Here is a 14,020-nt window from a genome sequence, read left to right as displayed (position 1 = left end):
GTCCGCGCCTGTGCCGTTTCCCGGCCCGGGCCGGTTCCCGTGCTGTCGGTGATCGCCAGTACGTTTCAGCCCGTCCCGCCGATCCGGTGGGGCGAACCCCTGGGTGTAAAGGAGATGGTGTGTTCCCGGATGGGGAAATGTGGGAGGCGTCGAGCACGGCGCGGGTGATCCCACCCGCCCGGCCACGCAAGCTCGCCAAGGTTCCGTTCGTCGAACTGGCCGACGGGCGCCTCCAGGGCGTGGTGTCCAGCGGCTCCGACATCGGACGGGTCTACGTCTCGTCGGTCGCGGCGCGCAGCTACGCGTTCGCGTGCAGTACCAACAACAACCGTCCCTGCGGCGGTGCCCGCGGCTCGTTCTGCAAGCACATCGGAGCGTTGATCACCGAGGCGGTGCTCCAGTACGGCGCCGAACGGGTCGCGCGTTACCTGCGGATCGAGCCGGTCGACGCGGCGGCCGGCGCACCGGCCATCACCTCGGCCATGACCGCCACCCGCCCGGCGCAGGCCGACGCCACCGCCGCCGCGGCCGTCTTCAGTCGGTTCCTGCGCCACCTCGGATACCTCGAACTGTCGGCCACCACCGCGCCGTTGCCGGAGATGCAGTGGTTCCCGCCGACCAGGGCGGTGGCCTGATGCGCGCCGACCTGCTCGCCGAACCCATCGCCGGACTCGACGAGGCCCTCGCGGTGGTCGAGGCGTTCGACCGGACCCTGATCGGCGGCCTGCTCCGACCCCAGCCCGCCCAGGCCGCCGCGCTGACCGAACTGGCCGCCGCCGTCGCCGGTACACCGCTCGCGTCCCTGGTCGCCGAAGCGGTCGAGAAGGCGGCGGTCGGCGCCGCGAGCGAGGACCACCTGCTGGCCCTCGCCGCCGCCCGCACCGCGCTGCTCGGCGCCGTCCACGACGCCCTCGTCACCCGGGCCGACGAGGCCACCGGTCGAGGCCGCGCCGAGCAACCGGCTGTCGAACCGGGCACGTCCGAGGCCGTCAACCTGCTCGCCGCGGCCCGGGCCTGGCTCGCCGACCTGGCCCGCGCCGGATGGCAGGGCATCGACCACGACCTGGTCTCCGGCGCGGGGCAGGTCGTCTTCGCGATGCTCCCGGACCCGGCGCTGCGTCGCCCGGCCACGCTGTTGGACGGCTTCGCCGCCGAACTCGCGGCGTCCTGCCCCGGCGCCGCCCTGGAACGCATCCCGGTGCGCCGCTGGGCCGACCTGTGGTCGCGGGCGATGCTGCTGACCCGTCCCGGTGCCGCCGGGTCGCCCGCCACCGACACCGTGACCGGCCGACTGCTGCCGCTCGGCGTCGACCTGCACGAGCACGCGACCGCCGTACAGGCCCAGGTCCACGCGGTGTTCGAGCCCGCCGGCGGCGGCACGCCCCGGTTGGTGCGGGCGAGCGTCTCGGTACCCAAGCCGGACACGGTCGTCGGGGTCGGGGTGTGGCAACTGCTGCGCCCACACATGTCGTTGCCGGCCGCCGCCGGCGAGGGCCGTTCGATGCAGCTGACGGACATGCCGATCACCGCGGAGGGCGACCTGATCTGGGGCGAGGCGCACGCGCGACTCGGCGAGCCCGCCGATGCGTTCGCCACCGCCCGGGTCGCGCTGCCCGGCGCCGGCGCCGGGGCGATCGCGCCGTTCGACCGGCATCCGGCAGGCATTGCGATACCGGTGTTCCTGGAGGACTACGCCGTGCATCGGGAGGACGGCCGGCTCGCGTTCACGCTCGCCGGACACCGACTCGCCGTGGACACGGATCGCATCCCCACGGCCGGCCCGCTCACTCCCGAAGCCGTCGCCACGTCGAGCGCGTGCATCGGCCTGCTGCGCTGGGACGCCGGCGCCTTCCGGATCCAGCCGCTCGCCGTCGAGACCGTCGTGAAGAAGAAGACCGCCACGATCCACGCCGGCGCCTGGGCCGGCGGCACGGCCGACAAGATGGGCGCCAAGGCCGAGCAGGCCGCCACCGAAGCCGTGCGGGTGTTGCGCGAGCGTGCCGGAAAGTTGCTCCGCACATGACCGGGCCGACCGCGGAACCCACCGCAGCGCCGACCGCCGTACCCGCCACCACGGAATCCGTCGCCGACCCGACGTCCGCACCCACCACCGCGGAACCCACCGCCGAGCCGTTCTGCGAACCCGCCGCGGACCCCGCCCTCGCATCCGCCGGCGAACCCGCCCCCGAGTCGGTGGCCGACGAGAACCGTCGCCAGGTCCTGTACTGGCGCCTCCTGGCCCGCCTGTTCGACCCCGAGGAGCAGGCGAGCCTCGAATCGGCGAGCATGGCCGTCGTCGAGGACCTCGACCTGCCGCCCGCGCTGCTGGACCCGCAGGCATCCGTCGACGCGATCGTGCAGCGACACCCGGAACTGGCCGCCGAGTTCGCCGGTTTGATGGTGCCCGAGCCGGAGCCGGAGCCGGACGGACGCGACCGGGCCGCCGAGGTGCGCCGTGCCGCGCTGGTGTCCAAGGTGCTGCTCAACGTGCTGAGCACCGGATCCGGCACGGTCAGCGCCGGGCAGTTGTCCCGGTGGCAGTCGGACGCCGGGTGGCTGGAGCGCGCCTTCGGCTGCAAGCCCGGCGAACTGCGCGGTGGTCGCCCGGGAGCCGCAGGCCGAGGCGCCGCCCGGACCGGCTCCGGCGGCGGTACCGGAACACCCGATCTCGGCACACTGATCCCGGCGATCGGCCCGGAACTCGCCGCCATCGAGGCGGACCTGGTCAAACGCATGCACCTGCGCGAAGTGCTGGCCGACTCCATGCTCGCCGCACAGCTGACCCCGAGCATGTCGCTGATCGAGCAACTCCTGCGGGACAAGAACAACCTGTCCGGCGTCGCCCTGGCCAACGCCAAGGACCTGATCCGGCGCTTCGTCGACGAGGTCGCCGAGGTGCTGCGCACCCAACTGGCCAAGGCCAGTGTCGGCACGCTGGACCGCTCGATCCCGCCCAAGCGGGTGTTCCGCAACCTGGACATCGACCGCACGATCTGGAAGAACCTCACCAACTGGAGTCCCGAGGAGGAGCGGTTGTACGTCGACCGCCTCTTCTACCGGCACACCGTCCGCAAGACCACACCCTCGCGGCTGATCGTGGTCGTGGACCAGTCGGGTTCGATGGTCGACTCGATGGTCAACTGCACCATCCTGGCCTCGATCTTCGCCGGGCTGCCGAAGGTGGACGTACACCTGATCGCCTACGACACGCAGGCCATCGACCTCACCCCCTGGGTGCACGACCCGTTCGAGACCCTGCTGCGCACCCAACTCGGCGGCGGCACCGACGGCACGGTCGCCATGGCACTGGCCCGACCCAAGATCGCCGAACCGCGCAACACCGTCGTGGTGTGGATCTCCGACTTCTACGAATGGCACACCGATCGACTGTTCGACAGCATGGCCGCCGTGCACCGCTCCGGGGCCAAGTTCATCCCGGTCGGCTCGGTGACCAGCTCCGGCCGCGGCAGTGTCAACCCCTGGTTCCGCGAACGCTTCAAGGACCTGGGCACACCGGTGATCTCCGGCCACATCCGCAAGCTCGTCCACGAACTCAAGACGTTCCTCGCCTAGAAAGGCCCTGACATGTCCGACCTGTTGCGCGCGCCCGCCGAGCTCAAGTACGCCGAGGAACTGGACTGGCTGGAGTCCGTCGACGACGGACCCAAGCCCTTCACCTGGCGGTTGTCCCCGAAGATGATCCGCCTGTTCGTGCTGGGCTCCGAGCGCGCGGACGGCCTCGACCGGGAGATCGCCCAGAAGTGGTTCGGCGATCGCAGCATCGTCGAGCGCGCCATCGTCACGCTCGCCTCCGACCGCGGCCTGCTGCTCATCGGCGACCCCGGCACCGGCAAGAGCTGGCTGGCCGAGCTGCTGGCCGCCGCGATCTGCCGCAACTCGACCCTGGTCGTGCAGGGTACGGCCGGCACCACCGAGGACCACATCAAGTATTCGTGGAACGTGTCCATGGTGATCGCCAAGGGCCAGTCGCGCGAATCGATGATTCCCTCGCCGATCATGACCGCGATGGAGTCCGGCGCGATCGGCCGGTTCGAGGAACTCACCCGCTCCACCAGCGACGTACAGGACGCGCTGATCTCCATCCTGTCCGAGAAGTACGTCTCGGTGCCGGAACTGGACGACGACGCCATCGTGTTCGCCAAGCCGGGCTTCTCGATCATCGCCACCGCCAACAGCCGCGACCGCGGTGTCAACGACCTGTCCTCCGCGCTCAAGCGCCGCTTCAACTTCGTCCGCATCCCGGTGGTGACCAACCGCAAGAGCGAGGCGGAGATCGTCCGCTTCCGCACCGAGGAACTGCTGCGCCGGCACCGGATCGAGCTGGAGGTGCCGCCGACCCTGCTGGACGTGCTGCTCCAGAGCTTCGCCGACCTGCGCGCAGCGGCAGCGGCGGCCGGCAGCGACGACGAGAAGCTCGAATCGTCGTTGTCCACCGCCGAACAGATCGGCGTGCTGGAGGACGCCATCCTGCACGGCAACTTCTTCGGCGACCGCGCGCTGACCGCACACACCCTGGCCTCCTCGCTGGTCGGATCGCTGGCCCGGCGCGAACCGGAGGACCTGGCCATCATCAACAAGTACCTGCACGGCGTGATCGAGCCGCGCGGCAAGGAAGAGGGCGGGCACTGGCCGGAGTTCCTGGAGGGCGGTCGTACGGCGATCGCCGCCCTGTCGTGACCGGCCCGAACGAGGGCGCGTTCGACGCGCTGCGCGGCCAACTCCGGGATGCGGCGGCGACGTTCGCCGACGGCCCGGACGCGCTCCAGGACATCCTGCTCGGCATCGTCGACGACGTCGACCGGGCGGCCCGCGAACCCCTGGAGATCTTCCCGGTCTGCCACCACTCGCCCGCCTCGGCGATCGCCATGGCTCGGCGGCTGCGGGTCAAGCAGCCCAAGGTGGTCTACCTCGAACTGTGCGAGGACATGGCCCCGCTGCTGTCCGAGCTGCGCAACTGCACGCTCCCGGTGGCCGTACAGGCGTTCGCGTCCGAGATCGACGGCTTCCCGATCGAGTGGGCGCCGCTGTCGGTGGTCGCGCCGATCACCGAGGCGTCCGCCGAATATCAGGCGATCGCCTACGCGTTGGACACCCCCGGTGTCGAACTGGTCCTGGTGGACCGCTCCTCCGACCACGTCTACCAGTGGGAGCCGCGCGGCGCCGGCGCCGCCGAGCCGGCCGATGCGGACGCGCCGGCCGAGGAGGAAAGCGCGCTGCACGGCGACGCGATCGGCTTGGAGATCGGCGACCTGCGCCCGCGTTTCGCCGAGTTGGAGGAGCACCTGCTGCGGCACGGCCGCGTGCGGCACTGGTCGGAATGGTGGCACCAGTACGTCGAACTGCCGCTCGGCGACTGCGACCACGACACCTACCGACAGGTCATGGTGCTGATCGGCAGCCTGTTCCGGCGGCTGGCGCCCGGCGACCCGCAGCGGGTGCGCGTGGACGAGGACCGCGAACGCTACATGTGGACCCGGATGCGCGAACACCTGACCGCCACCGGCACCGACCCCGCGGATTGCCTGTACGTCTGCGGCGCCTTCCACGCCGCGGCCCGGGTCGCGGAGTTCGGCGTGGACGGCACGGACACCTTCGAGATCGGCCCGCGCACCGCGACCACCTGGCAGCACGGGCTGATCCCCTCCAGCCACGCCGCGATCGAGGCGCAGTTCGGTCTCGCGGCCGGCTCGGTGTCCATCGCCGCGACGGTGTGGGCGAAGAACCTCAAGCGCACCGGCGTGCAGCCGTTCCGGCTGACCGGTCAGGCGGGCGCCAAGAAGGCCGCGAAACCGAGGAAGGGCACGACCACTCCGCCACCGGCAGCGGCGGCGGTCGTGCCGAACCCGCCGGCCGGCGACAGGCTGTCCGGTTTCCTGGGCCGGCCGCCGGTGCTCGACCGGTTGGACGAGGACGAACTGCTCGGCTGGTCGGTCGAGGTGGTGCGGGCCGCGCGCCGCAACGGCTATCTCGCCTCCACCGCCGACGCCATCGCGGTGTTCGAGACGTCGATCCTGCTGGCCGGGATGCGTGACCGGGCCAAACCCACGCCGTACGACTTCCAGGACGCGGCGGTCACCTGCATCGAGAAGGACGTCGTGCCGGGCCGGCGCGACGTGCGCCGGCTGGTCGAGATCATGATGGGCGGCGACCGGATCGGCAAGGTCGGCTACGATGCCCTGCCGCCGCTGGCCCGCGACGTGCACGACCGGCTCGCACCGCTCGGGCTGAACCTGGAACAGCGCGGCGTGCGACGGGCGTTGCTGGACATCGCGGCCCGGCCGGAACTGGAGCGCTGCTCCGACGTGTTGTGGATGCTGCGCTACCTGATGCCGCCGGGTACGGCCCGGCCGATCATGGGCGAGCGGCGACTCGGCGAGCGACCGATCCAGGAATCGTGGGACCTGGCGCTGGGCACCCAGCAGCGCGCGCTGATCGAACTCGGCTACGAGGGTGTCAGCATCGAACAGGTGCTGGAGCAGCGGTTGCGCCGCGTCGCCTACGGCCCGCACGCCACCGCGGCGAGCGTCCTGGAGGCCGTCGAGGACGCGACGCTGTACCTGCGCGGCGGTCGCCTCGCCGAGGAACTGGGCCTCCGGGCGCTGGAGGTGCTGGCGACCGAGCGCAGCGTCGACGGTGCGCCGGAAGTGCTGCGCAGGGTACGGCGGTTGTTGGCGTACTACCGCACCAAGGAGCCGGTGCTCCCGACCTGGATCGAGTCGTTCGTCAGGACCGGATACGCGCACTACTGCACCCTCCTGCCGACCGCGTTCACCGACGAGAACGCCGGTGTGCGCCAGGTCGCGGCGATGCTGGGCTTCCTGTTCGGCATGGAGAGCCTGGCGCTGTCGCTGGGCTGCGACCGGACCCAGCTGGAGTTGGCGGTCGCGCAGTCGCATCCGGAGGAGCCGGCCAAGGTCGCGCTGCTGTGGGCGGCCCAGGTGCAGTCGGGCCGGCTGTCCCGAGCGGACCTGCGGCTGCGCTGCGACGAGTTGCTGGGCAACCCGCTGGTGCTGCCCGCCTATCCGCAGTACCTCAGCGGATTCGTGCACGCGCTGGAGCCGGTGCCCGGGTTGACCGACTTCGTCGTGGAGGCGGTGTCCAACGCGTTCGCCCGGCTGCCGGACCCGGTGCTGTTGCCCTGGTTGCCGACCCTGATCGGCACGTTGCGCTCCGGCGGCGCCGAGCTCGCACCGCTGCTGATCCGCGAGGCGGGGCGGATCTTCCCGGGTCGATTGGCGGCCTTGGACACCTGGGTGCCGCCGTGGCAGGCCCAACCCGGTCCGCAAGCCCCGCCGGCCGGCGGCCGTTCCCGCGGCGGCGGTCCCGGCCTGGCGCTGCTCGCGACCCACCCGGCCACGTGCGACGCGATGGCGGGCCTGCTGGGCTGCGACGACCCGTGGACGCCGGCGGACGTCGGCTCGCCGGCCGCCGCCCTGATCGAGCGCCATCCGGCCACGGCCACCGCACTGGCGGCCCTGCTCGCGCACGCGTGACCGGTACCGGGCGGCGGCGCCGCCAACCGCCGCCGCCCGGCCCGCATCCGCACCCGGACCCGGATTGTGCCGCCGGTAGCGGAGCAGATCGGCGTCGACGCCGGGACGCGTGGTGCGGTCGGCGGCCCCGGCGGGGTCGGCGACGTGCAGGCTGCGCAGGACGTGCTCGATCGCGCCGGCGAGCGCCCAGGCCGGGCCACCCGGCCGGCCGTGCGCGCACAACCAGGCGCCGGCGCGGTCGCCGGCCGAGGTCAGCCGCTCCAGGGCGGCGCGTTGTTCGGGCGAGATGCGGGTGTCGGCGACGGTGGGGGACTCGTCCTTCGGCGGGACGTGGTTGCTCATGCCCGGTGAACGAGCGACCACCTCCACGGGTCGCTGTCGTGCGGGTCGCCGTCGTCCCGGCCGGCGGCCCGGGCGATGGGGTGGGTGCTGCGGCGACCGGCCGGGCTCACGGGCGCGGAACCGCTCCGGACGGGAGGTGGGAGCGTTCCCCGTTGTGGTCGAGGATGATCAGGATCTCCACGGGCCCGCCCTGGGCCCCGACGCTGTGCGGGGTCATCGTGGAGAACTCGGCCGCGTGGCCGGCCTGGATCAGGAGGACCCGCTCACCCAGTTGCAGACGGGCCGTGCCGGACAGCACGGTGAACCACTCGCGGCCGGGGTGCACCTTCAGGTGTTCGGTCCCGGTCGGCCGGTCGGGGGTGATCCGCAGCTTCGCCACGGTGACCCCGTTCAGTGCGCGCTCGCCGGACAGGAGCCAACTGGTCATGCCTTCGGTGTGACACGCCTGCGGCCGGATCACCACGTCCTCGTCGTCGACGGACTCGACGAGATGGTCGAGCGTGGTGTCCAGGGCCCGGGCGATGGCGACCAGCTGGTCCAGGGCGATCCGCCGGTGTCCGGTCTCGATCCGGCTCAGATTGGACGGACTCAGATGGCAACGGGCGGCGAGGGCGTCCAGGGACCAGCCACGGGCGAGGCGCAACCCGCGGATACGGTGGCGGACGACGTGATCGAGCCCCAGTTCTTGCGTCATAGGCAAGAGTGTATGTGTCCGACGCATGAATGCGCCTACCGTGCAGGTATGACCACGCATTCTCATCCTCATGGACCGGACCGGGAGCAGACCCGGGAGCAGCACCGGCATCCACACCACCACCAGCAGCAGCACGATCGGCACGGCGGCGTGGGCGCACCGCACGGCGATGTGCACCGGCCTCACGACGAATCCGGATGGGCGGACATGTTGGACCTGGACGCCGAGGTGTTCGGTTCGCTCCTGGACGAGCTGACCGACTGGGTCCGCCGGCACGGCCCCCAAGCGCCGCGTCGGATCGCCGACGTGGGCGCGGGCACCGGGACCGGGAGCCTGGCGCTGGCCCGCCGCTTCGAGGCGGCCGAGATCGTCGCGATCGACAACTCGACGGTGCTGCTCGACCGACTGCGCGCGGCCGCCGCGGCGGCCGGCCTCACCGCGGATCGGCTGCACGTCGTGCAGGCCGACCTGGAGGTCGCCTGGCCGTCGATCGACGCCGTGGACGTCGCGTGGGCCGCCTCGTCGCTGCACCACTTCGCCGATCCGGACCACGTGCTCCGCGACATCCACGCGGCGCTGAATCCGGACGGTCTGCTGGTCGTGGTCGAGATGGACGCACTGCCGCGCTTCCTGCCCGACGACCTCGGCATCGGCCGGCCCGGTCTGGAGGCGCGCTGCCACGAGGCCGCGGCGCGGGCGGGCGGGAACGCGTACCCCGATTGGCGGCCGTATCTGGAGCGGGCCGGTTTCGCGATGGTCGGGCAACACACCTTCACGATCGAGGCGAGTCCGGCGCCGCCGGTCGCGGTGCGCTACGCGTACGCCCTGCTGAGCCGTTTCCGCGCGGCGTTCGGCGAGCGGTTGGCCGCCGACGACCTGGACACGCTCGACCGCCTGTTGGCGAACGACGGACCCGACGCACTGGTCGACCGCCGCGACCTGACGATGCGCAGCGGCCGGACGGCCTGGGCGGCCCGTCGACCGTGATCGCCACCGCCCCGCCGGTTCGCGGGCACCGGTCGGTGGTCGACCGACGAGGGCCCATGCCCGCCGCCGGCGCGCGTTCGGGGTGTGCCCACAGCGCTGCCGGGCCGGCCGGTTCCGCTCGGTCGGATTGCCTGTGTGCTGGCCGGGAGGGATGCTGGAATGTCGGGACGCCGGCACCGCTCGGCGATCGCGGGCCCGGGAGAGCCCCCGCCCCGCGCACGGGCACCCGGACCTCGTCGGCACGAGCACCGGCGGCGGAAGGGAGTCCGCCATGGCGATCGACGCGAACCGGCTGGCCATCGTGCCATTGCACGCGGAACGGGCCGACGATCCGCGCCTGACCGGTGGGAAGGCCGCGCCGCTGGCCCGCGCCGCCGCCGCCGGACTGCCGGTGCTGCCGGGGTTCGTGGTGGTCCCGGCCGACCGCGCACCCGATGCCCCGCACGGCGTGGAATCGTTGCGTCGAGCCTGGCGCGACCTGGCCGCCGGCGGCGCCCGGCCGCTCATCGTGCGTTCCTCCTCGGTCCACGAGGACACCGCGAACTCCTCGATGGCAGGCCGCTTCACGACCGTCCCGGACGTGCGGGGCTGGGCCGCGTTCACCGCGGCCGTGGGCACGGTCCTCGACTCCGCCCGCGTCCTCGACACCCCCGAGGGCGGCGCCGACGGCATGGCGGTCCTGGTCCAGCCGATGGCGCATCCGGTCGCGGGCGGGGTGATGTTCGGGGCGGATCCCGTCGAGGGCCGCGACGACCGCATCCTGATCAGTGCCGTGCCCGGGAGCCCGGCCCCGCTCGTGGACGGTCGCGTCGACGGAATCCACTATCGGCTCACCCGCCGCGGCCGACGGTTGCGCACGCACCCCGCCGAACCGCTCCGCCGGCCCGTCCTGGGCAGGCGCCGGCTGCGTCGGCTCGTGACCCTCGCCCGGCGGTCCCGCGAGCTCTTCGGGGCTCCGCAGGACATCGAGTTCGGCTTCGACGACGAGGACCGCCTGTGGCTCTTCCAGTCCCGGCCGATCACCGCGCTGACCCCCCGGCCGCCCCGAGGCGCGCGCCTGTTGGGCCCGGGACCGGTGGGCGAGACCCTGCCGGAGGTGCTGCAACCGCTGGAGGAGGATCTGTGGGTGCTGCCGATGGCCCACGGGCTGGCGGTCGCGCTCGACATCACCGGCACCGCGCCGCGCCGCAGGTTGCGGACCGTCCCGACGGTGCGCACCGTCGACGGCCGGGCGGTGGCCGACCTGCGGTTGTTGGGCGTCGTTCCGTCCGCCCACCGGATCCTGGACGTGCTGAACCCCGCGCCCGGTGCCCGCGCGGCCGGGGCCGCATGGCGGGTGGGCCGGTTGCGGTCGGCGCTGCCCCTGCTCGCACTGGACCTGATGGCCGACGTCGATCGCCGGCTCGCCGGTTTCCCGGCGCCCGCAGAGATGCTCGGCGGGCGACTCGTGGCCGCCGCGTCGTGGGGCCGCCGGGCCCTGTCCGCGCTCCATGCCCAGGAGGCCCTGGCCGGGGCCCTGACGGGCGGCGGTTCGGGGGTCACGATCGCCGGCGAGGCACTGGCCGTGTTGTCCGAGGGGCGCGCGGCGGGCAGATCCGACGCGGATCTGACGGTCGAGCACCCGGTCCTGCTGGCACTGCTGCCGCCGTCGCTGCATCGGGTGCATCGGCTGCCCGATCGGATCGGCTGGACGGGAGCGCCGAGAGGGGTGGGCACGCTGCCGGTCCGGGAGGGACTGCGGCTGCGGATCCGGTGGGTGCAGGAGATGCAGGCGGGCATGGTACGCGAGTTCGCCGCCCGGCTCGCGACGGCCGGCCTCGTCGACGACCCGGCGGTCGTGGCACAGCTGCGTTGGAGCGAACTCGTCGCGGCGGCCGACGGCATCGACCTCCCGGTCGACCTGGCCGCCCGGGTACCCAGGCCGGACCGCCCGCCGCTGCCCGCCGCGTTCCATCTGGTCGCGGGCCGACCGGTCGCGGTGCCCGCCCGGTCCGGCGTCGGTGCCGCCGGCGGTGGGCAGGGCGCGGGTGGCGGTACGGGCACCGGCACCGTGTGGGACGGCGTGGGCGTGCGACCCCCTCGCGCCGTGCTGGTGGTACGGGTACTCGACCCGGCGCTCGCGGCGCTGCTGCCGGGCCTGGCCGGGCTGGTGTCCGAGACCGGGAGCCCGCTGTCCCACCTGGCCGTGCTGGCTCGGGAACGCCGGGTACCGACCGCCGTCGGCGTGGCCGACGCCGTGGACCGCTTCGTCCCCGGGACCACGGTCACGGTGGACGGCGGCACCGGACAGGTGACGCGCCCGGCCGAGCCGACGCAGCCCGACGACACGGAGCCGCCGGACCCGGGGGCCGGCTCGGCGGTGCCCGGCGGCACCGAGTCGGGGACCGGGGACCGCCCCGCGGTGCCCGACGGCACCGGGACGGGCACGGGGGTCCGTGCGGGATTCCAGGAGGGAGCGGGCGCGTGAGGTACGTGGGGTACCTGCTCGGCGGTGTGGCCGGAGCCGCGTCGGCAACTTACGCGGTGGTCTATCTCTATCGCTGGGAGTGGAATCGCGCCGTTTTCTGCCTGTTGCTCTTCCTGATCGTCGAGATCCTGATCGCCACGACCGTGCTGCTGGGCCGGATCTCGCGGCTGGAGCAGCGGTTGAGCGATGCGGACAACCGGACCGAGGAGGCCCGGCGACGGTTGGAGCAGGTGGACGGCGACAGCGGGAAGGCGAGATTTCGTTGGCTCGACGCGGCGGACGCGCGGGCCCGCGACGACACGCATCACGTGTTCGTGCCCGTTCTGCTGGCGGCGGGCATCGTGCTCTCCGGAGTCGCCTGGGTGATCCAGCGCATCGCCCGGTTGACCTCGAACCCGGTATCGACGGGGATGCTGGCCCGGCGGCTGGCGGCCCTGAACGCACCCGACGAGGACGCCCCCGGCGTCGAGACACAACTGGAGGATCGGCCGGCCGTCGCGCCGGCCCGTCGCGTACGCGCGGTCACGATGGCCGCCGCCGCCCTGCTCGCGGTGTTCCTGATCGCCCTGGTCGTCGACCGTCTGGCCGACGCCACCGAGAGCCGATCCGAGCGTCTGCCGGAATCGGTCGCCAGCACGGTCGTCTTCCGGGTGATCTCGCGCGAGGACCGCGACATCGCCCGGGAGGTGGCCGCGCACGAATTGTGGGAGGGCTGCCGAAGTTCCACCGGAGCCCGTCCCGACTACGCCGCGCTCGCTCGGTTGGACGCCGACGTGTGGGTGGGCGTCGTGCGACCGGCCCTGGGCGCCCACGACATGATGCGCCTGCGCGGGTGCCTGCTGGATGCGGGCGTCTTCCACGCTCGTGCCGAGATCGTGGGCGAGGGGCAGGTGCCGCCGAAGCCGTGAGCGGGGCGGCATCCGAGGAGATCGGCGCAGGTATCCGCAGGTGGTGGGCCCTCGGGTCGGATTTGTCGAGAAAGATATGATTTAGGGTAAATATCTTGAGGTCGATTTGTTAAACTTGTGAATACGACCCGTCGGTTCCCCAGGGCCCGGGACGTTGCCCCTCGCCCGCCTGTATCGACGGTGATTCAAGTTGTCCGGACCCATGGTCCCCCTGCCCGTTGCTCCCGCCGCCTCTCCCGCTGCCGGCCCCGCCGGCCCTCCCGCCCCCGCCGCTCGTCGGCGGAGTGTGCGCAGGCGCGTCATCAAGTATGTGATCGTCGGGGCGCTCGGCTACGGCGTGATCTGGCTGGTCTCCGTCCTGGGCATGCTCGGCGCCCACGCGGTGGCCCAACACGGCGAGTCGTCGGGCGGCTCGGTCGCCGGGATCAAGCACTTCAAGCAGGTGGACGAGAAGGTGTGGCGTGGTTCCGCGCCGGGTGATCCCGGATACCGGGCCCTCGCCGACCGGGGCGTGCGCACCGTCGTGGACCTGCGCGCGGAAAAGATGACCCCGGCCGAGCTCGATCGTCCGGCGCAGGCCGGGCTCGAGCTCGTCCGGCTGCCGATCCGCGACGGTCAGACCCCCACCCAGGCGCAGGTCGACGACTTCCTGCGGGTCGTGCGGACGTCCGACGGGCCGGTATTCGTGCACTGCGGCGCCGGTGTCGGCCGGACCGGCGCCATGTCGGCCGCCTACTCGGTGCGGACCGGCGAGGCCACCTCGGGCGAGGCCGTGCGACAGGCACTGGCCGTCGGGCCGCCCTCGGTCGAGCAGGTCTACTACATCCTCGGCAACGGTCGCCACGACAGCGACCAACCCCCGATCCTGATCCAGGTCGTCAGCCGCATGCTCGACGCGCCGCGCCGCATCATGGCATCGGTGTAGTCCGCGACCGGACCCCGACCACACCCCCGACGGCGGCGACCGAAGTAGCGGTCGTCTCCGGGGAGATCCGCCGACGCGGCCGCGCCCCCGGCGCATAGGTGCGGGGGGCGGGCCGGGGCGGGCGGGGGGGGGGGGGGGGCGGCCCCCCCGGGGGCCGCGGGGAGCCCAAACCCGCCCCACCTG

The 14,020-nt window shown here is 72.8% G+C and carries 10 protein-coding genes; 9 read left to right on the top strand and 1 reads right to left on the bottom strand.

Translation table 11 applies throughout. The annotated features are described in order from the left end of the window. The first annotated feature begins 137 nt into the window (after window positions 1–137). Genes ACIBM5_RS29970 through ACIBM5_RS29950 form a run of 5 tightly spaced genes read left to right on the top strand, consistent with a single transcriptional unit; the run spans window position 138 to window position 7,514 of the window. Window positions 138–635: a hypothetical protein gene (locus tag ACIBM5_RS29970; protein WP_396009718.1), complete on the top strand. Its 498-nt coding sequence runs from the start codon at window positions 138–140 to the stop codon at window positions 633–635. Beyond that, window positions 605–2,023: a hypothetical protein gene (locus ACIBM5_RS29965; protein WP_396009654.1), complete on the top strand. Its 1,419-nt coding sequence runs from the start codon at window positions 605–607 to the stop codon at window positions 2,021–2,023. The genes ACIBM5_RS29970 and ACIBM5_RS29965 overlap by 31 nt, the downstream gene beginning before the upstream one ends. After that, window positions 2,020–3,573, top strand: a complete 1,554-nt coding sequence (locus ACIBM5_RS29960; protein WP_396009653.1) for a VWA domain-containing protein — start codon at window positions 2,020–2,022, stop codon at window positions 3,571–3,573. The genes ACIBM5_RS29965 and ACIBM5_RS29960 overlap by 4 nt, the downstream gene beginning before the upstream one ends. Window positions 3,574–3,585: 12 nt before the next feature. After that, a complete protein-coding gene (locus ACIBM5_RS29955; RefSeq protein ID WP_391584492.1) occupies window positions 3,586–4,698 on the top strand; it encodes an AAA family ATPase in 1,113 nt (370 codons plus the stop codon). Next, a complete protein-coding gene (locus tag ACIBM5_RS29950) occupies window positions 4,695–7,514 on the top strand; it encodes a DUF5682 family protein (protein WP_396009652.1) in 2,820 nt (939 codons plus the stop codon). The genes ACIBM5_RS29955 and ACIBM5_RS29950 overlap by 4 nt, the downstream gene beginning before the upstream one ends. Window positions 7,515–7,962: 448 nt before the next feature. On the opposite strand, the gene ACIBM5_RS29945 is transcribed toward ACIBM5_RS29950, so the two are convergent. Further along, the gene (locus tag ACIBM5_RS29945; RefSeq protein WP_396009651.1) at window positions 7,963–8,550 is read right to left on the bottom strand and encodes a helix-turn-helix domain-containing protein; all 588 of its coding nucleotides are present in this window, start codon (window positions 8,548–8,550) and stop codon (window positions 7,963–7,965) included. Window positions 8,551–8,598: 48 nt separating this feature from the next. Between ACIBM5_RS29945 and ACIBM5_RS29940 the strand changes: the two genes are divergently transcribed. From ACIBM5_RS29940 to ACIBM5_RS29925, 4 genes are all read left to right on the top strand, one after another. After that, window positions 8,599–9,537 (top strand): class I SAM-dependent methyltransferase, encoded by a 939-nt coding sequence (locus ACIBM5_RS29940; RefSeq protein ID WP_396009650.1) that lies wholly within the window; start codon window positions 8,599–8,601, stop codon window positions 9,535–9,537. Between the two features lie 271 nt (window positions 9,538–9,808). Beyond that, window positions 9,809–12,004, top strand: coding sequence for a PEP/pyruvate-binding domain-containing protein (locus tag ACIBM5_RS29935; RefSeq protein WP_396009648.1), 2,196 nt, complete (start codon window positions 9,809–9,811; stop codon window positions 12,002–12,004). Beyond that, on the top strand, window positions 12,001–12,912 hold the full coding sequence (locus ACIBM5_RS29930) for a hypothetical protein (RefSeq protein WP_396009647.1): 912 nt from the start codon (window positions 12,001–12,003) through the stop codon (window positions 12,910–12,912). Before ACIBM5_RS29935 ends, ACIBM5_RS29930 begins: the two co-directional genes overlap by 4 nt. A 286-nt stretch (window positions 12,913–13,198) precedes the next feature. Beyond that, entirely contained in the window at window positions 13,199–13,837 is a 639-nt protein-coding gene (locus ACIBM5_RS29925; RefSeq protein ID WP_396009646.1) for a tyrosine-protein phosphatase, read from the top strand. The last annotated feature ends 183 nt before the right edge of the window (window positions 13,838–14,020 follow it).

This window comes from Embleya sp. NPDC050493, assembly GCF_044458105.1.
Lineage (GTDB): Bacteria > Actinomycetota > Actinomycetes > Streptomycetales > Streptomycetaceae > Embleya.
The sequence above is the reverse complement of the archived record's forward strand: the minus strand, read 5'-3'. Positions and strand labels throughout refer to the sequence as shown.

What these genes read in the sequence shown, in the direction of transcription:
- ACIBM5_RS29970 (WP_396009718.1), top strand. Translation starts at nt 138, where the DNA reads ATGTGGGAGGCGTCGAGCACGGCGCGGGTGATCCCACCCGCCCGGCCA.
- ACIBM5_RS29960 (WP_396009653.1), top strand. Translation starts at nt 2,020, where the DNA reads ATGACCGGGCCGACCGCGGAACCCACCGCAGCGCCGACCGCCGTACCC.
- ACIBM5_RS29955 (WP_391584492.1), top strand. Translation starts at nt 3,586, where the DNA reads ATGTCCGACCTGTTGCGCGCGCCCGCCGAGCTCAAGTACGCCGAGGAA.
- ACIBM5_RS29945 (WP_396009651.1), bottom strand. Translation starts at nt 8,550, where the DNA reads ATGACGCAAGAACTGGGGCTCGATCACGTCGTCCGCCACCGTATCCGC.
- ACIBM5_RS29940 (WP_396009650.1), top strand. Translation starts at nt 8,599, where the DNA reads ATGACCACGCATTCTCATCCTCATGGACCGGACCGGGAGCAGACCCGG.
- ACIBM5_RS29935 (WP_396009648.1), top strand. Translation starts at nt 9,809, where the DNA reads ATGGCGATCGACGCGAACCGGCTGGCCATCGTGCCATTGCACGCGGAA.